The 17,582-nt window shown below is 63.1% G+C and carries 16 protein-coding genes; 8 read left to right on the forward strand and 8 right to left on the reverse strand.

Features of this window, described 5'->3' with window-relative positions:
* Positions 1–53 precede the first annotated feature (53 nt).
* Both ACQKPZ_RS06340 and ACQKPZ_RS06345 read left to right on the forward strand, forming a co-directional pair.
* Positions 54–980 carry a LysR family transcriptional regulator gene (locus tag ACQKPZ_RS06340; RefSeq protein ID WP_060497224.1) on the forward strand — a complete coding sequence of 309 codons (927 nt, stop codon included), beginning with the start codon at positions 54–56 and terminating at the stop codon, positions 978–980.
* A 188-nt stretch (positions 981–1,168) separates the two neighbouring features.
* The gene (locus ACQKPZ_RS06345) at positions 1,169–2,323 is read left to right on the forward strand and encodes a cysteine desulfurase family protein (protein WP_427536229.1); all 1,155 of its coding nucleotides are present in this window, start codon (positions 1,169–1,171) and stop codon (positions 2,321–2,323) included.
* A 19-nt stretch (positions 2,324–2,342) separates the two neighbouring features.
* On the opposite strand, the gene ACQKPZ_RS06350 is transcribed toward ACQKPZ_RS06345, so the two are convergent.
* The gene (locus ACQKPZ_RS06350) at positions 2,343–2,924 is read right to left on the reverse strand and encodes a flavin reductase family protein (protein ID WP_427536230.1); all 582 of its coding nucleotides are present in this window, start codon (positions 2,922–2,924) and stop codon (positions 2,343–2,345) included.
* Between the two features lie 196 nt (positions 2,925–3,120).
* Between ACQKPZ_RS06350 and ACQKPZ_RS06355 the strand changes: the two genes are divergently transcribed.
* Positions 3,121–3,459 (forward strand): hypothetical protein, encoded by a 339-nt coding sequence (locus tag ACQKPZ_RS06355; protein ID WP_427536232.1) that lies wholly within the window; start codon positions 3,121–3,123, stop codon positions 3,457–3,459.
* 81 nt (positions 3,460–3,540) lie between these two features.
* Complete coding sequence (locus tag ACQKPZ_RS06360) at positions 3,541–4,974, forward strand: PLP-dependent aminotransferase family protein (RefSeq protein ID WP_427536234.1); 1,434 nt, start codon at positions 3,541–3,543, stop codon at positions 4,972–4,974.
* On the opposite strand, the gene ACQKPZ_RS06365 is transcribed toward ACQKPZ_RS06360, so the two are convergent.
* Positions 4,967–6,163, reverse strand: a complete 1,197-nt coding sequence (locus tag ACQKPZ_RS06365; RefSeq protein WP_427536236.1) for a CynX/NimT family MFS transporter — start codon at positions 6,161–6,163, stop codon at positions 4,967–4,969. The genes ACQKPZ_RS06360 and ACQKPZ_RS06365 overlap by 8 nt on opposite strands.
* 202 nt (positions 6,164–6,365) lie before the next feature.
* Between ACQKPZ_RS06365 and ACQKPZ_RS06370 the strand changes: the two genes are divergently transcribed.
* Positions 6,366–6,803 carry a carboxymuconolactone decarboxylase family protein gene (locus tag ACQKPZ_RS06370; protein WP_391129150.1) on the forward strand — a complete coding sequence of 146 codons (438 nt, stop codon included), beginning with the start codon at positions 6,366–6,368 and terminating at the stop codon, positions 6,801–6,803.
* Between the two features lie 130 nt (positions 6,804–6,933).
* Here ACQKPZ_RS06370 and ACQKPZ_RS06375 read toward each other — a convergent pair whose 3' ends face one another.
* The gene (locus ACQKPZ_RS06375; protein WP_427536238.1) at positions 6,934–7,944 is read right to left on the reverse strand and encodes an AraC family transcriptional regulator ligand-binding domain-containing protein; all 1,011 of its coding nucleotides are present in this window, start codon (positions 7,942–7,944) and stop codon (positions 6,934–6,936) included.
* A gap of 168 nt (positions 7,945–8,112) precedes the next feature.
* On the opposite strand from ACQKPZ_RS06375, the gene ACQKPZ_RS06380 reads away from it, so the two are divergent.
* Genes ACQKPZ_RS06380 through ACQKPZ_RS06390 form a run of 3 tightly spaced genes read left to right on the forward strand, consistent with a single transcriptional unit; the run spans position 8,113 to position 10,753 of the window.
* Positions 8,113–9,297, forward strand: a complete 1,185-nt coding sequence (locus ACQKPZ_RS06380) for an acetyl-CoA C-acyltransferase family protein (RefSeq protein WP_427536240.1) — start codon at positions 8,113–8,115, stop codon at positions 9,295–9,297.
* A gap of 13 nt (positions 9,298–9,310) precedes the next feature.
* Positions 9,311–10,159: a 3-hydroxybutyryl-CoA dehydrogenase gene (locus ACQKPZ_RS06385; protein WP_427536242.1), complete on the forward strand. Its 849-nt coding sequence runs from the start codon at positions 9,311–9,313 to the stop codon at positions 10,157–10,159.
* 12 nt (positions 10,160–10,171) lie between these two features.
* A complete protein-coding gene (locus tag ACQKPZ_RS06390) occupies positions 10,172–10,753 on the forward strand; it encodes a TetR/AcrR family transcriptional regulator (protein WP_427536244.1) in 582 nt (193 codons plus the stop codon).
* Between the two features lie 158 nt (positions 10,754–10,911).
* On the opposite strand, the gene ACQKPZ_RS06395 is transcribed toward ACQKPZ_RS06390, so the two are convergent.
* The 5 genes from ACQKPZ_RS06395 to ACQKPZ_RS06415 are packed head-to-tail and all read right to left on the reverse strand — an operon-like array spanning position 10,912 to position 17,411.
* Positions 10,912–11,289, reverse strand: a complete 378-nt coding sequence (locus tag ACQKPZ_RS06395) for a response regulator (protein WP_136914262.1) — start codon at positions 11,287–11,289, stop codon at positions 10,912–10,914.
* 44 nt (positions 11,290–11,333) lie between these two features.
* A complete protein-coding gene (locus tag ACQKPZ_RS06400; protein ID WP_427536246.1) occupies positions 11,334–12,560 on the reverse strand; it encodes a hybrid sensor histidine kinase/response regulator in 1,227 nt (408 codons plus the stop codon).
* Positions 12,554–13,129, reverse strand: a complete 576-nt coding sequence (locus tag ACQKPZ_RS06405) for a chemotaxis protein CheB (protein WP_427536248.1) — start codon at positions 13,127–13,129, stop codon at positions 12,554–12,556. Before ACQKPZ_RS06405 ends, ACQKPZ_RS06400 begins: the two co-directional genes overlap by 7 nt.
* A complete protein-coding gene (locus ACQKPZ_RS06410) occupies positions 13,126–13,947 on the reverse strand; it encodes a CheR family methyltransferase (RefSeq protein WP_427536250.1) in 822 nt (273 codons plus the stop codon). The genes ACQKPZ_RS06405 and ACQKPZ_RS06410 overlap by 4 nt, the downstream gene beginning before the upstream one ends.
* Positions 13,944–17,411 (reverse strand): response regulator, encoded by a 3,468-nt coding sequence (locus ACQKPZ_RS06415; protein WP_427536252.1) that lies wholly within the window; start codon positions 17,409–17,411, stop codon positions 13,944–13,946. Before ACQKPZ_RS06415 ends, ACQKPZ_RS06410 begins: the two co-directional genes overlap by 4 nt.
* Positions 17,412–17,582: the final 171 nt, after the last annotated feature.

Below are 17,582 nucleotides of genomic sequence, written 5' to 3' on the forward strand. Positions count from 1 at the left end.
ACATTCATAACCGATATATGATCGGCCCATAATTCCAACAAAGAGCGGCGCCCATGAACCTCAGCAAGGTCGACCTCAACCTGTTCATCGTGTTTGACGCGATCTACACCGAAGCCAACCTGACACGCGCCGGGCAAATTGTCGGCATCACCCAGCCGGCGGTGTCCAACGCCCTTTCGCGGTTGCGCGAAACCTTCAACGACCCGCTGTTCGTGCGCACCGCGCAAGGCATGGTGCCGACGCCCATGGCGCAGAACATCATCGGCCCGGTGCGCAACGCGCTGGCGCTGTTACGTACGTCGGTGCAGGAAAGCCGCATCTTCAACCCGCAACAGGCCAACAAAACCTTCCGCATCAGCATGACCGACCTGACCGAAGCGGTCATCCTGCCGCCTCTGTTCCAGCGTTTGCGCCGCCTGGCGCCGGCGGTGCTGATTGAAAGCTTTCTGTGCAAGCGCCGCGAGACCACCAAGGAACTTGCCGCCGGCCGCCTGGACTTCGCCATCGACGCGCCTCTTAACACCGACCCGCAGGTGCGCCACGTCAAGCTGATGCAGGACCGCTACGTCTGCGCCCTGCGCCAGGGCCACCCGCTGGCCGACAGCAAGCTGACCCTCGACAGCTATCTGGGCATGACCCACATCCATATTTCCAGCCGCCGCAATGGCCTGGGCTATGTCGACCTGGCCCTGGGCAAGATGGGCGTGCAGCGCAAGGTTGCCCTGCGCTCGCAGCACTACCTGATGGCTTCGCAGGTGTTGCAGCAAACCGACATGGCCATGACAGTGCCCGAACGCTTCGCCCGCCGTCATCAGCTGCGCTACCACCCTCTCCCGGTAGAGGTACCCGCGCTGGAAACGCACCTGTACTGGCATGAAAGCACCGACCAGGACCCGGCCAACCGCTGGATGCGCGAGCAAATCACCGAATTGTGCGAACGCGTGGTGGCAGAGGAAGAAAGAGCCCTGGAGCCCGCCTGAAGGCACGAACAAGGGGCGTTCAACGCCCCGCTTCAGAGAAATAAATCCTGCAAAACCTGAGTTTCATAGAAAGTTTTCTTCATTCAATTCAGAAAAACGCTACGGGAAGCGAAAAATATCTCGCAGGCACCGGATACGCTTACTCCATCAATCGCCGATTCCACGGCGACAGACATGGACCTGCCCAGATGCCTAGCGCCCCGCTCTACTTCGATTATGCCGCCACCACCCCCGTCGATGACCGGGTCATCGAAACCATGCTCGCTTGCCTTGGCAGCCAGGCCAACTTTGGCAACCCGGCGTCCAGTGGCCATGCCTACGGCCAGGCTGCCCGACATGTCGTGGAACAAGCCCGCCAGCAAGTGGCCGAGCGCGTTGGCGCGCAGGCCCAGAGCCTGGTCTGGACCTCGGGCGCGACCGAATCCAACAACCTGGCACTCAAAGGCATTGCCCAAGGCTTTGGCCAGCCCGGTCACCTGATTACCAGCCAGCTGGAGCACAAGGCCGTGCTTGACACGGTGGCCGAACTGGAGCGCCAGGGCTGGGCCGTTACTCGCCTGGCACCGGATGCCGCTGGTCTGATCCAGCCAGCCAGCGTACAGGCAGCGTTGCGTGCCGATACCCGCCTGGTATCGCTGATGGCGGTCAACAACGAGCTGGGCACGGTCACCGATTTTGCCGCCATTGGCGAGCGGGTGCGTACACACGGTGCCTTGCTGCACGTGGATGCAGCGCAGGCCGTGGGCAAGCTGGCCATCGACCTGAACGCAATGGCCGTAGACCTGATGTCGTTTTCGGCACACAAGGTTTACGGGCCAAAGGGCATCGGTGCGCTGTATGTCGGGCCACGCGCCCGTACGCTGATGCGCGCGCAGATGCACGGCGGCGGCCATGAGCAAGGCCTGCGCTCCGGCACCTTGGCCACCCACCAGATCGTGGGCATGGGTAGCGCCTTTGCCTTGGCCGGCCACCCCGGTGACAGTGAGCACCAGCACCTGGCACAGATGGCAACACGCCTGCGCGAAGGCTTGCTGGCCTTGCCCGGCGTAAGCCTGAACGGCTGCGCCAGCCAACGCATACCGCACACCCTGAACCTGTGCATCGACAGCAAAGGCTTCAACAGTGCAGCGCTGGCCAGCGAGCTGGCATTGTCGACCACCTCGGCCTGCAACTCCGCCAGCAATGCTGCCTCGCATGTGCTGCTGGCACTGGGGCTGGATGAGCGCCAGGCCCGCAACAGTGTGCGCTTGAGCATCGGGCGCTTTAGCAGCGAGGCCGACGTGGACAAGGCGCTTGAGGTGTTCGGCCGGGTGCTGGCGACTGCCTCGGTCGCGTTGTGGTGAACGTCAGCACGCCGTGCTATCAACCCGGTAAGTCGACCACCACCGCGTCGCCAATCGCATAAAAATGCCCACCCGCCACATAGTGCAAACTGCGCCACTGCGGGTCGGCATGTTCATAAGCCCAGTGCCCATCGCGGAACACCCGGTCATCGGCCCAGGCCGCCACCACTTCGCCAATGAACAGGTCATAGGTGCTCTGGTTGTGCGGTTCGTCGATTACCCGGCACATCAACCACGCTGAACACCCCTGCACCAGTGGTGCCGCATGCCCCTCGACCCGGGCCAGCTGCACACCGATGCTGGCCAGCTTGTCGGGTTGGTCGAACAAGCTGCGGGTACCCACCTGATGGGTCAGCTGCGCCTGTGCTGCGGTCGGTACCTGGATCACGAACCAGCCACTGCCCTCCACCAGCTGCCGGGTGCGGGCGATCTTGTCGAGCACCACCGTCACCTTGGGCGGGTCGAAGTCCAGCGCACACGCCCAGGCAGCTGCCATCACGTTGTCCACCCCTTCATGGCTGGCCGAAACCAGCACCGTAGGGCCGTGGTTCAGCAAGCGATAGGCCTTTTGCAGGTCGACGGGCTGGAAATGGCTGTTCATGGCAATCCTCGGCAAAACGGGTATCAGACGGCGAATTGTGCCGCAGGCCTCCACGACCTGCCAGACAGGGCTGGCATTTCGGCGCCTTCAGAAATTTCCCACAACACTCTCGGACGCATCCTACTTGCCGCCCCGGCGCACGGAAAACAAGATCGTCACTGGACAACGCCAGGTCGCGATCCAGAGGAGGCTCCGTATGCACCTGTACGCCCGCTCCATTGCCGAACTGCGCAGCAGCCTGCGCGAAATGCTAACCCATGACATCAGCAACCCCGATGAAGACCCCCACCTGTCCGGGGTGATGTTCTTCTGCGCTACCGACGAACACTCCCGGCAATTGGTCGAACGTATCGAGTTGCTGGCCAGCGAGGTGTTCTTCGACCCGAACGGGCGGGCCATCTCACAGCATATGAAGGCTGCGACGGTGGATGGCGTGCGCATAAAGCGCAACCGCAAGGCACCGACCGATGAGACGGTGATACGCATCGCGGTGGCGGATAAAGGCTACATCACCGTAAGCACCGCCCGGTTCTGACTTTTCGGGGCTGCCTCGCGGCCCCATGCCCTTCCCCGACCAATCCGCTATCCTGAGCACTCCCCCGCTTCGGACCGCCCCATGGAACTGCACATTCGCCTGGAGGGCCGCAAAGGCCTGGCCGACCAGCTCTACCAGCAACTGCGTGCCGGTATCGACAGTGGCCACCTGGCCGCCGGTACCCAGCTGCCGCCCACCCGCCTGCTGGCCGAGCAACTGGGCGTATCGCGCAAGACCGTGGCCGAGGCCTATTCGCGATTGACCTACGACAACCTGCTCAGCGGCGTGGTCGGCCGCGGCACGTTCATCAGCCCGCGCCAACCCCTGCGCCCCCCTGCATCCACCACCATCCCCCTGGCCGGCGCCGCGTCGCTCGAACGCTGGCAGCAGCGTGCCACCGTGCTCGGCCAGCGCCAGCTGCAAGCACCGTCGCGGTATGACTTTGTCGGCGGCGCATCGAGCAAGGCGCAGTTCCCGTTCGACCAGTGGCGCAGTTGCCTGAACTACGCCCTGCGACGCAGCCAGCGCCACCCCGAGCGGCAGTTCACGGCCCAAGGCTTGCCGGAACTGCGCGAGGCCATTGCCCACCACATCGCCTACGCCCGCGGCGTGCATTGCAGCGCGGCCGACCTGCTGGTGTGCAACGGCGCCCAGCAGGCGCTGGACCTGATCGCCCGGGTGCTGGTAGAGCCGGGTTGCCAGGTGGCCATGGAAGACCCAGGCTACCCGCCGGCACGGCAGCTGTTCCTGGCCTTGGGCGCACGCCTGCAATCCGTGCCGGTGGATGACGAAGGGCTATGCGTGGAGCAGATCGCCGAGGGCACCCGGCTGATCTACGTAACGCCTTCGCACCAGTTCCCACTGGGCATGCCGATGAGTGAGCCACGCCGGCATGCCCTGCTGGCACGGGCCGCCGAGCTGGGTGCACTGATTATCGAAGACGACTACGACTGCGAGTTCCGCTACCACGGGCCGGCCCCGGATGCCTTGCAGCGCCTCGACCAGCATGGCCTGGTGGCCTATGTGGGCACCTTCTCCAAAACCCTGCTGCCCGAGCTGCGCCTGGGCTATGCCGTGTTGCCGCCTGCAGTCTTGCAGGCCGCCTGTGTGGCCAAGCACCTCAGTGACTGGCACAGCCCGACCTTGCTGCAATGGGCGCTGGCGCGCTTTTTGGGCGAAGGCCACTTGAACAAGCACATCCGCCGCTGCCACGAAGTCTACAGCGCCCGCCGCGAACGCATCCTGACGCGCCTGGGTGGCGACCTGTCACCGTGGTTCAGCGCCATCCCCGCCAGCGCCGGCTTCCACCTCAGCGCACTGGCCAAACCCGGGGTTGATATCGAGTTGCTGGCCAACCTGGCGCGCAAGGTGGAAGTCGGCCTGTATTCGCTGGCACCGTTCTTCAGCGAGGCACCGGTGCGCCCGGGGCTGTTGCTGGGCTTCGGGGCCATCGAGCTGCTGGACATCGACCCGGCACTGGACCGGGTGCGCGACACCTTGCAGGGCCTCAGCTGACCGATGCGACCTTGCCCGGCGCGGGCGTACGTGCAACGGCTGCGGCATAACCACGGGGGTTGAAGCAGGTGGTTACCAGCAACATGGCCACCACAGTCACGGTCAGCAGCGTCCACGATGCCTGGAAGTTGCCACTCATGTCACGCAGCCAACCGGTGATATAGGGCACGATACCGGTGATGATAAAGCCAACGCCCTGTACGAATGCTGCCAGGCTGCCGGCCTCGGCAGGCGTTTTCAGGTGTTCCAGGGTCAGCGTCAGGCACTGGCTGAAGCAGGCGCCCAGGCCGAAACCGATCATCGCTACCCACAGCCCCGACGCCAGCGTTGGCGCCAGCAGCAGGCCAAGGAAACCCACCAGCTGGATGGCCAGCGCCAGCCACAAGCCCGGGCGGCGGTCTGCCAGGCGGCGCAGCAGCAACGGCAAACCCAGTGCACCCGCCACCTGGAAAATCGTCATCAAGCCGACCAGGTCTGCACCGCCCTGGGCGCTGCCGCCGTGCTCGATGTGGTACGCCGGCAACCAGGCCACCATGCTGGTGTAGCCACCGTTGATCAGGCCAAAGTACAGGGCCAGCAACCAGGCCCGGCGCGTGCCGAACCAGTGCCCGCCTGTTGCACCCGCCAGCTTGGGTGCCTCCTGACGTGGCCGCAGCACAGCCCAGGCCAGAACCGCCAGCAGCGCCGGTATCGCCCACAGGCCAAGGCCAGCTTGCCAATGGCCGAAGTAGCCACTGATATGTGGGCCGAGTACGGCGGCCAGGCCGCCGCCCGTCATCAGTGCCGCCGAATACAGGCCCATCGCCCCGGCCAGGCGCCCGGGGAACCAGCGGTTGACCAACCCCGGCATCATGCCCTGTACCACCGCCACTCCCAGGCCGGCGAACACCGCACTGGCAATCAGCGCCCACGTGCTGTCCAGTTGCAAGCGCCACAGGCAGGCCAGGGCAATGGCAGCCAGGCCACCGAGCATGCCGCCATGCTCGCTGATCCAGCGCCGCAACCACGGTTGCAGCAACGGCACCAGGCCCATGCACAGTACCGGCAACGCCGTCAGCAGGGCGGCCTGCTGGTAGCCCAGGCCGGTACTGGCGCGCATGGGTTCGAGCAAGGGGCCGATACTGGTCAGGATCGGCCGCAGGTTCAGCGCCAGCAGAATCACCAGCAGCAGGTTCAAGGCAGCTCTCATTGCGAATCGGTTCTCTGGTAACAAGATCCGGCCATTATCCCGGCTCGACCGGCCAGGCAGAAATGAAGAGATTGGATGCTTGTCAGTGGCCACCTGAATGGTCGATTGGCCTCCTGCTTATGCGCACGATTGGCTATCGGGGAGGCCAATGGGCGGCGTTACAGTAGCGCCATCCCCACTGCACACCCTTTTGGAGACAGCCATGCACAACCGTATCGAATGGGCCAAACACGCACCCGAAGCCTACAAGGCCATGGTCGGCCTGGAGCAGGCCCTGGCCAAGAGCGGCCTTGAGAGTTCCCTGCTGGAGCTGGTGCGCCTGCGGGCTTCGCAGATCAACGGCTGCGCCTACTGCGTCAACCTGCATGCCAATGATGCACGCCAGGCAGGTGAGACCGAAGCACGCTTGCAGACATTGTGCGTGTGGCAGGAAACCGCCTACTTCACCCCCCGCGAACGTGCGGCGCTGGCCTGGGTCGAGAGCCTGACCCGCTTGCCTGAACAGGGCGCGCCGCAGGGGCAATATGAAGCCCTGCAGGAACACTTCGAACCGGCCGAAGTGGCCAACCTGACCCTGGCGATTGCCACGATCAATGCCTGGAACCGGTTTGGTGTCGGGTTTGCCATGGTGCCGGCCTGATCGTTGATCGCTAGCCTGTGCCGGCCTCTTCGCGGGCTTGCCCGCTCCCACAGGGACCGCACCGAGCCTGAAACCGGTGCAGTACCTGTGGGAGCGGGCAAGCCCGCGAAGAGGCCAGTGCAGGTAACCGCTAACGCCCGGCCAGCCGCGCCCGGTAGCTGCCAGGGCTGTGCCCGGTCCATTTCTTGAACGCCCGGTGAAACGCACTGGGCTCCTGGAACCCCGCCTGTTCGGCGATCTCGGCAATACTCAACACCCCTTCACGCAAGCGCTCGAACGCCATTGCCCGGCGCACCTCGTCCTTGATCTGCTGGTACGAACGCCCCTCCCGCTCCAACTGCCGCCGGAACGTACTGGCACTGATCCCCTGCTGCTGCGCCAGCGCCGTCAGCGTCGGCCACTGCCCATAACACCGCGTGCGCAAGTGCCGGTACACCTCGGCCACCAGCCCGTTCTGGTTACGAAAGCGAATAACCAACCCTTGTGGCGCACTGCGCAGGAAGGTTTTCAAGGCGACCACGTCCTGCACCACCGGCAAACGCAGGTAGTCACTGTCGAACTCCACCTCGGTACGCCCGCTGCCCAGGCGCAGGTCCGGCCCCCACAGCAGCAGGTCGTCCTCCTGGGCCGGGCGCGCCACTGCCAGCTCGGTGCGGTCGATGGCGATGCGCCGCCCGGCCAGCCAGCACAGCATGCCGATCATCAGTACCAGGTAGGTTTCTTCGGCATACACCCGGGTCAACGGGTCGGCAATGCTGGACTGCACACTGATCAGCGCCCGCCCGCCCCGCACCGTCAGGCTGCCGCGCAGGTCACGCAGGAAAAGGCCGAAGCCGGCCATGCACTGGCGCAAGGCCTTTTCCAGGTTGGGTTCAAGTATCAAGCCCCGGCAGATCAGGGCAAAACTGCCCAGCGGCATGCCATGGCTGTCGAGGCGGAAAAACTCGTCGTTCAGGCGCTGGATCATCGCCAGCCAAAGCTCGGCGAACGCCTTGGCCGGCACACGCGCCTGTGGCTGTTCAAGCAGCCGTGGGTCGATGCCCACCGCACGCAGTTGTGCATCACGCTCGGCTGGGCTGTCGCGCAGGGCATGGAGCATGGCGTTGAGAAAGTACACGGCGACCGAATCGCTATCGCGCATGGCGGTTTTCGCTGTCTATGCTGAGTGGCAAAAAGTGCCAGGTTGTATGAACAGTTCCGGCATAGGCTGAAACAGAGCCTTTGCCTAGACTCGATCCCACTCCGGGACCGCCGGCCATTCTCGCAGAGCCAGGCCCGGTCCCGCCATGCCTTCGCAATCGGAGCCCCTATGAGCAACGCAGAAATCTACGTCGTCAGTGCCGTCCGTTCATCCATTGGTGGCTTTGGCGGCTCCCTCAAGGACCTGCCGCTGGCTGACCTTGCCAGCACCATTACCCGCGCCGCCATCGAGCGCTCTGGCCTGGCCGCCGAGCACGTGGGCCACCTGGTGATGGGCACGGTGATTCCGACCGAGCCGCGCGATGCCTACCTGGCCCGGGTGGCGGCGATGAACGCCGGCATCCCCAAGGAAACCCCGGCGTTCAACGTCAACCGCCTGTGCGGCTCGGGCTTGCAGGCCATCGTTTCCGCGGCCCAAGGCCTGTTGCTGGGGGACACCGATGTGGCTGTAGCAGCCGGCGCCGAATCCATGAGCCGTGGCCCCTACCTGCTGCCACAGGCGCGCTGGGGCGCCCGCATGGGTGACATGCAAGGCATCGACTACACCGTCGGCGTGCTGCAGGACCCGTTCCAGCACTTCCATATGGGCATCACCGCCGAAAACGTCTCGGCCAAACACGGCATCACCCGCGAGATGCAGGACGAACTGGCCCTTGCCAGTCAGCGCCGCGCCGCCCGTGCCATTGCCGAAGGCCGCTTCGACAGCCAGATCGTGCCGCTGGAACTGAAAACCCGTAAAGGCAGTGTGCAGTTCAGCGTCGACGAACATGTGCGTGGCGAAGTGACCGCAGAGCAGCTGGCCGGGATGAAACCGGTGTTCAAGAAAGACGGCACCGTCACCGCCGGCAACGCCAGCGGCATCAACGATGGCGCCGCCGGCCTGGTGCTGGCCACGGGTGATGCAGTGCGCCGCCTGGGCCTGAAACCACTGGCACGCCTGGTGGGTTACGCCCATGCCGGTGTCGAGCCCGAGCTGATGGGCCTGGGCCCGATCCCGGCCACCCGCAAGGTGCTGGAAAAGACCGGCCTGACCGTGCAGGACCTGGATGTGATCGAGTCCAACGAAGCGTTCGCCGCCCAGGCCTGCGCCGTGGCCCGCGAGCTGGGCTTCGACCCGGAAAAGGTCAACCCCAACGGTTCCGGCATCTCCCTGGGCCACCCGGTGGGCGCCACTGGCGCGATCATCGCCACCAAGGCCATCCATGAGCTGCAGCGCATCCAGGGCCGCTACGCGCTTGCGACCATGTGCATCGGTGGCGGCCAAGGCATTGCCGTGGTCTTCGAGCGCGTTTGAGGGAGACTGACACATGAGCATTGAACAGATCGCGGTGATCGGCGCCGGCACCATGGGCAACGGCATTGCCCAGGTGTGCGCGGTAGCTGGCTATCAGGTGCTGCTGGTGGACGTTTCCGACGCGGCGCTGGAGCGCGGCGTGGCCACCTTGAGCAAGAACCTCGAACGCCAGGTCAGCAAAGGCACGCTGGATGCGGACAAGGCAGCCGCCGCCAGGGCCCGCATTCGCACCAGCACGGACTATACCCAGCTCAGCGCGGCACAGCTGGTGATCGAAGCCGCCACTGAAAACCTGCAACTCAAGCAGCGCATCCTGCAGCAAGTGGCGGCCAACGTCGCCGCCGACTGCCTGATCGCCACCAACACTTCGTCGCTGTCGGTCACCCAACTGGCCGCCAGCATCGAGCACCCCGAGCGCTTCATTGGCGTGCACTTCTTCAACCCGGTGCCGATGATGGCGCTGGTGGAAATCATCCGTGGCCTGCAGACCAGCGACAGCACCTACGCCCAGGCGCTGGTGGTGACAGAAAAGGTCGGCAAGACACCGATCACCGCGGGCAACCGCCCGGGTTTCGTGGTCAACCGCATCCTGGTGCCAATGATCAACGAAGCCATCTTCGTGCGCCAGGAAGGCCTGGCCAGCGCCGAAGACATCGACACCGGCATGCGCCTGGGCTGCAACCAGCCCATCGGCCCGCTGGCGCTGGCCGACCTGATTGGCCTGGACACGCTGCTGGCGATCATGGAGGCTTTCCATGAGGGCTTCAACGACAGCAAATACCGCCCTGCCCCACTGCTCAAGGAAATGGTCGCGGCCGGTTGGCTGGGGCGCAAGAGCGGCCGCGGTTTCTTCACCTACTGAGGACCATGCGCCATGCCCCCGGTCAATGCCGCAATGCGCTGTGCCAGCTTTGAAGAGCGACGTGACCAGGCCATGGCGCTGTTTGCCGAAAAGGGCTTTGGCCAGGTCAGCATGCGCGAACTGGCAGCCCATATCGGGCTGACGGCTGGCTCGCTCTACCATCACTTCCCCAGCAAGCAGGACCTGTTGTACGACTTGATCGAGGAGTTGTACGAGGAGCTGCAGGCCACCCTGGAGCAAGGCCGTCGGGCCATGGCCCGCGGGGCGTCGGCGTTGAGTTGCCTCATTGCGGCGCACTGGCAGTTGCATGCCGAGCGGCCCCTGCAGTTTCGGCTGGCCGAGCGGGATTTGTGCTGCCTGAGTGACGAGCAGCGGGCGCGTTTAGCGTTGTTGCGTTCGCGTTATGAGGCAGGGCTGCTGAGGTTGATCGCGCCACAGGCAAAGTTGCAGGGGGAAGCGCTGGTGGCGACGGCGCATGTGGTGGCGACGCTGCTGAACCAGTTGCCGGGGATGCTGAAGGCATTGCCCGAGGAACAGGGGCTGAGGTTGATGGAGAGTATGCTGATGGGGGGAATAGAAAGAACCTTGAGGTAAGCGCAGATCCTGTAGGAGCGGCCTTGTGTCGCGAAAGGGCTGCGCAGCGGCCCCGGGGTATCAAGCCAGATGCAAAAAATGCCGGGGCCGCCTTGCGGCCCTTTCGCGACACAAGGCCGCTCCTACAGGGACCGTATCCTGTCTCGAGATGTCTGATCTCAGCGCAGCAGTGCCTGGATCTGCTCATGCAAGGTATCCAGGTCAAACGGCTTGGCCAGGATCGGTGCCTTGCGGGTGATCGGGCTGCCGGATTCAAGAATCTCAGCCGGGTAGCCGCTGATGAAGATCACCTTCAGATCCGGCCGCAGCTTGACCGCTGGCTCGGCAATGTCCACCCCGGAGATCCCCCCGGGCAAGCGGAAGTCCGTCACCATCAGGTCCAAATGGGGTTTGCTGGCCAGAATCGCGAACGCCTGTTCGCCGTCTTCGGCTACCAGCACGTGATACCCCTCACCCGCCAGGTAATCACGCAAGATCATGCGAATCGCTGGTTCATCCTCGACGACCAGCACCACATCTTGTGCATCTTCACTCATGTTAACGCCTTGAAATACTTACAGTTGGCCATCAGACCCCAAGCTCATGCAGAGGTTGCCCGCGCCTGGTCGTTTTGTTGTTCGTATGCTGCCAGCGGCAGTTGCAAGGTAAAGGTGGCACCTTGGCCCTCTGCACTTTCAACCTTTATGCAGCCGCCATGGGCGTGCACGATCTGTTCCGATATGTACAGCCCCAAGCCCAACCCGCCACTGGCCTGTTGAGCAGCCACCCGCTCGAACTGCTGGAAAATACGTTGCTGGTTGGCCGCACCAATACCGATACCCTGGTCCTGCACTTGCACGCACGCCACGCCGTCCTGCCTGAAAACACGGACGTGAACCGGCTTGCGTTCACCGTAACGCAAAGCATTGGACAACAGGTTGGCCACCACTTGTTCAATGCGAAATTCGTCCCACTCACCTTGCAGTGGCTCACAGCGTTGCAACTCGATGTGCGTGTCCAACGCGGTGGCCTGGGCCGCAAAATTCTCCACCAGGCCACGCACCAGCTGGCTCAGGTCGAAAGCTTTGGGCCGCAGCGACAGCTTGCCGGTACGGATACGCGACACATCGAGCATGTCTTCGATCAGGCGGATCAGGCTGTTGATCTGCCGTTCGTCGCGCTCGACCATCGCCTGCAACTTGTCGCCACTGAACGCTGCAAGGTTGCCACGGGCCAGGTGCATCTTGCGCAGCTGGGTTTCCAGGATCAAGCCATTGAGCGGCGTGCGCACCTCGTGGGAAACGATCGACATGAAGTCATCGCGCATACGCACAGCGTGCTCCAGTTCAGCGCGTGCGGCCTGTAGCTGGGCCAGCAGCAGTTCCTGCTCCTGGCGGCTGCGCTCCAGCGCCTGCAACTGGCGGTCGAGCACCTTGCGCTGGCGGTACAGGTCGACAAACACCGATACCTTGCTTTTTACCGCCATGGTGTCGAGCGGCTTGTGCAAAAAGTCCACCGCGCCACTTTCGTAGCCCTTGAAGGCGTAGTTCATCTCGCGCCCGGCAGCAGTGACGAACACGATGGGAATATTGCGTGTCTTTTCGGTGCCGCGCATCAGCTCGGCCAGCTCGAAACCGTTCATGCCCGGCATCTGCACATCGAGGATGGCCAGGGCGAACTCGTGTTCGAGCAACAGCGACAGCGCGGCTTCTGCAGACTGGGCCTGGTGTACCTCGCGGTCTTCACCCTGGATCAGGGCGTCGAGGGCCAGCAGGTTCTCCGGAAGGTCATCGACGATCAGCAGTTTGGCGATGGTGTGGCTTAACATGCGCTGGGTTCCAGGGCGGCGAGCAACTGCTCGATGCCACTCAAAGGAAGAATATGGTCAGGCTGGTGCAGGGCCAGGGCGGCCTCGGGCATCAGCGCAACCTGTGCGTCGCGAGGGTCCTGAACGATTGTCCGGCCCCCGCTGTTCTTGATGTAGGCAAGGCCTTCGGCACCATCTTCATTGGCACCGGTCAGCAACACGCCAAGCAGGCCTTCACCGTAGGCATCGGCCGCCGACATGAACAGGAAATCGATCGATGGCCGGGAAAAATGCAGCGCTGGCTCCTGGCTCAGCGACAAGGTGAAGTCGCGTTCTACCGACAAGTGGTAACCAGGCCCGGCCACATAAACCTGCCCGGGCTCGACCGGTTGCTTGTCGCGGGCCTCGCACACCGGGCGCTGCAAACGCCGTTGCAGCACCTCGGCCAACTGGCTGTGGCGGTTATCGGGCAGATGCAGCACGCAGATGACCGGGATACCGAAACCGATGGGCAACCCACCGAGCACGGTGAACAGTGCCGTCACCCCGCCCGCCGAAGCGCCGATCACTACCGCGCGCACGCCGTTCATGATTTGCGGTAGATCCGTTCAGGCTTCACCAGCGGTTCGAAATGGTCGCCGTAAGCCGAAAAGTCCACCGATTCCTTGCTGCCCAGTACCAGGAAGCCGCGGTGGCACAGCGACTCATGGAACAGGCCCAAAGCACGGTCCTGCAGCGCTTTGTTGAAATAGATAAGCACGTTGCGGCACGACACCAGCTGGGTTTCGGAAAACACACTGTCAGTGGCCAGGCTGTGGTCGGCGAAGGTCACGTTGTCGCGCAGGGTGCTGTCCATGATGGCGTTGCCGTAGGCCGACGTGTAGTACTCGGAAAAGTCCCGGCGCCCACCGGCGATGCGGTAGTTTTCGGCGTACTCGCGCATGCTCTGCATCGAATAGATGCCCTGCTTGGCCTTGTCCAGCGAATGCGGGTTGATGTCGGTGGCATAGATGATGGTGCGCTCCAGCAGGCCTTCCTCGCGCAGCAGGATGGCCATGGAATACACCTCCTCGCCTGTGCTGCAGCCCGCAATCCACACCTTGATCGACGGCCAGGTGCGCAACAGCGGCACCACTTCGTTGCGCAGGGCCAGGAAATGCCCCGGGTCCCGGAACATCTCGCTGACCGGGATCGTCAGGTACTGCAGCAACTGCATGAACATGCCCGGGTCGTGCAGCACGCGCTCCTGCAGCGCCGACACCGTCAGGCAGTCGAACTGGCGCAGCGCATGCAGGATCCGGCGCTTGATCGAAGCGCCGGAGTAATTGCGAAAATCGTAGCTGTACTTGAGGTAGATGGCCTCGATCAGCAAGCGGATTTCGATGTCGGTGTTACGTTCGCTAGTCAAATTCGCTCCAGTTGCGGCAGCCATACACGGATCAGCGAGAACAGGCGGTCCAGGTCGATCGGTTTGGCCAGGTAATCATTGGCGCCCGCCTGCAGGCAACGCTGCTGGTCATCCTTCATGGCCTTGGCGGTCACGGCGATGATCGGCAGCTTGCGCCAGCGCGGTTGCTGGCGGATCAGGCGGGTGGCCTCGAAGCCGTCCATTTCCGGCATCATCACGTCCATCAGCACCAGATCGATGTCGTCATGCTGCTCCAGGCGCTCAATGGCCTCACGCCCATTACGGCCGATCTCGACGATCGCGCCCTTGTGCTCCAAGGCACTGGTGAGGGCGAAGATATTACGAACATCGTCGTCCACCAGCAGCACCTTGCGGCCTTCGAACACCTTGTCGCGGCTGCGTGCTGTCTTGAGCATGCGCTGGCGTTCGTTGGACAACTGCGACTCGACTTTGTGCAGGAACAGCGTCACTTCATCCAGCAGGCGCTCCGGCGAGCGTGCGCCCTTGATGATGATCGAACGCGAATACTTGAGTAGGTCGGCTTCTTCTTCGCGGGTGAGGTTGCGACCGGTATACACGATCACCGGCGGGAATGAACGGATATCCTCGGCGGTCATGCGCTTGAGCAGCTCGTTGCCGAGCATGTCGGGCAGCTTGAGGTCGATGATCATGCAGTCATAGATGTTCTCGCGCAGCAGTTCCAGGGCATCCTGGGCCATCGCCACGGCAGTGATTTCCACATCGTCGTCGCCAATCAGCAGGGCAATGCTCTCGCGCTGCAGGTCGTCGTCTTCCACCAGCAGGATGTGCTTGAGCTTTTGCGTCAGCTTGGCCTCCAGACGGGCGAACACTTCTTTCAGTTCTTCGCGGCTGGTGGGTTTGACGGCATAACCGATGGCGCCCATGTGCATGGCGGCCTCGACCCGGTCTTCGACAGAAATGATATGCACGGGAATGTGCCGGGTGCCGGCCTGCTCTTTCAGGCGTTGCAGCACGGTCAGGCCAGAATGGTCGGGCAGACGCATGTCCAGCAGGATTGCATCGGGAATGTACTGGGCAGCCAGCTCGAAGCCTTCGTCGGCACCCTGCGCCACCAGGCAGCTGTAACCCAGTTCGTGGGCCAGGTCGAACAGAATACGGGCAAAGTTTGGCTCGTCCTCGATCACCAGGATGCAGCGGTTGCCGAACGGCGCACGCTCGCGGTCGTCATCAAACGCCAGCAGCGGGCGTTTCGGGGCTGCCAGCACCGGCACCTGCGGTGCGGGTGGCAGGGTGTCGACTGCCGGGCGCAGGCTGAGGGGTTCGATATCCTGCCCGGCACGCTCGAAGCGTTCGGGCAGGATCAGGCTGAACACGCTGCCTTGGCCGGGGCTGCTGTCGACGCTGATCTGCCCACCGAGCAGATGCGCCAGGTCGCGGGAAATCGACAAGCCCAGGCCAGTGCCGCCATAGCGGCGGTTGCTGGTGCCATCTACCTGGTGGAAAGCGCCGAAAATCGCCTGCTGCTGGTCGGCAGCAATGCCGATGCCGGTATCGCGCACGGCAAAGACAATGCCTGTGCCGGGCTGGTAGCCGATGTTCAGGCTGACCCGGCCCCGTTCGGTAAACTTGATGGCGTTGGACAACAGGTTCTTGAGGATCTGCTCCAGGCGCTGGCGGTCGGTGAACAAGGTGGCCGGCACGTTCGGTTCGGCATTTACCTCAAAAGCCAGGCCCTTGTGACCCGCCAACGGCTCGAACATACCACGCAGGCCCTCGACCAGTCGCTCCACCTGGGTGCTTTCCGGGCGCACTTCAAGTTTGCCAGCCTCGACCTTGGCGATGTCGAGAATGTCGTTGATCAGGTTGAGCAGGTCATTGCCCGCCGAATAGATCGAATCGGCGAACTTGACCTGCTCGTCGCTAAGGTTGCCCTCGGCGTTCTCCGACAGCAGCTTGGCCAGGATCAGCGAGCTGTTCAGCGGCGTGCGCAGTTCGTGGGACATGTTGGCCAGGAATTCGGACTTGTACTTGCTGGAGCGTTGCAGCTCGTCGGCACGCGCCTGCAGTTCATCCTGGGCCTGCATCAGCTCGTCGTTCTTGCGGTCCAGCGCCTCGGTGCGCTCGGACAACTGCTCGTTGGTCTGCTCAAGTTCCGCCTGCTGGGTTTCAAGGTAGGCCTGCGACTCCTTGAGCACACGGGACTGTTCTTCCAGCTCTTCGTTGGCGGTTTTCAGCTCTTCCTGCTGCACTTGCAGCTCTTCGTTCAGTTGCTGGGTCTCGGCCAGCACTTCCTGCAGGCGCTGGCGGTAGCGGGCGCTTTCGATGGAAATGCCGAGGTTGCCGCCCAGGCGCTCCATCATTTCGTGATCACGCGCCTCCAGGGGGCGCAGGAAGCCCAGTTCAATCACACCGTTGATATGGCCGTCGTCAGTTGCCGGCATCAGCAGGGCATTGCGTGGCAGGCCGCTGCCCAGACCGGAACTCATGCGGTAATAGTCTTCAGGCAGGTCCTCAAGGCATAGCAGACGACCTTCGCGTACGGCCTGAGCCAACAAGCCGTCATGATCACCTTTAACTTGCTCCCGTGCCTGTTCTTCTGCATCCAGGCCATAGGTAGCCACCCGCACCAGCCGCCCGTGCTCGTCACGCACATAGACCGCCCCCACCACGCTACTCAGGTAGCTGGCAAAGAAACGCAATATGTTGTCACCCAGCATGGGCAGCGTCAGTTGGCCCAGCACCTGCTCGGCCAGTTGGGTCTGGCCATTGCGCAGCCAGGCCTGATGCTCCAGGCGCTCGGCCGCGCGCTGCTGCGCCTTGAAGTTTTCTTCGTAATTGTTCGACAACGCCAGCAGGTCGCGACGGCCCAGGTAAGCCAGCAAGGCGCTGAGGCCAACAATGAACAGCACGAATACCGAGATAGCGGTAACAGTGACGCTACTGACCTTTTCGTTACGGGCCATGCGCAGCTGCTGTTCGGTGCCGATAAGGGCGTCGAACTCCTTGCGCACTTCGTCAGTCAGGCGCTTGCCCCGGCCATTGCCGACCGACGCCTGGTAGTCGCCCTGGCTGCGGCGCAGGGCAATCATCTCGCTGCCGAAGTTGTTCCAGGCTTGCTGCAAGGCAATCAGACGGTCGATGCGGTCAACCTGCTGCGGGTTGTCCGCAACCATGCCCCGCAAGCTTTGCAGGCTGCCAAGAATGCGCGGCTTGGCCACCTCGTAGGGGTCGAGAAAACGCTCGTCGCCAGTGATCAGGAAGCCGCGCATGCCGGTTTCCATGTCGATCGACAGCTTGACCGTCTCGTTGGCATTGCCGATGACCCGGTCAGTGTGTTCGACCCACTGCATGGCTGACAGCAGGTAGTTGATCACCGCGACAAATGCCACGGCCCCCAACAGGCCTACGCCCAGAGGCAGGCCGACGTTTCGGCTCAACAGCTTGCGAAAGCTACGTTGGTCCATCGAGGCTGTTTGAATCATGTGAGAAGGCCCAAGCAAGAAAAGTCCATTGAAAGCGTGGCGGATCAATTGTTGTCGTTATCTGCCACTGCGCCGTCCTGTTAAGCGAGTCTAACCAGCTTTGCCGGGTCTGGCAGGGCATTTAGCCAGTATTTGAAGGTAGTGTGCGCCAATCGTTCCATCTGATTGCAC

This window comes from Pseudomonas sp. NPDC089547 (genome assembly GCF_050280665.1).
Lineage (GTDB): Bacteria > Pseudomonadota > Gammaproteobacteria > Pseudomonadales > Pseudomonadaceae > Aquipseudomonas.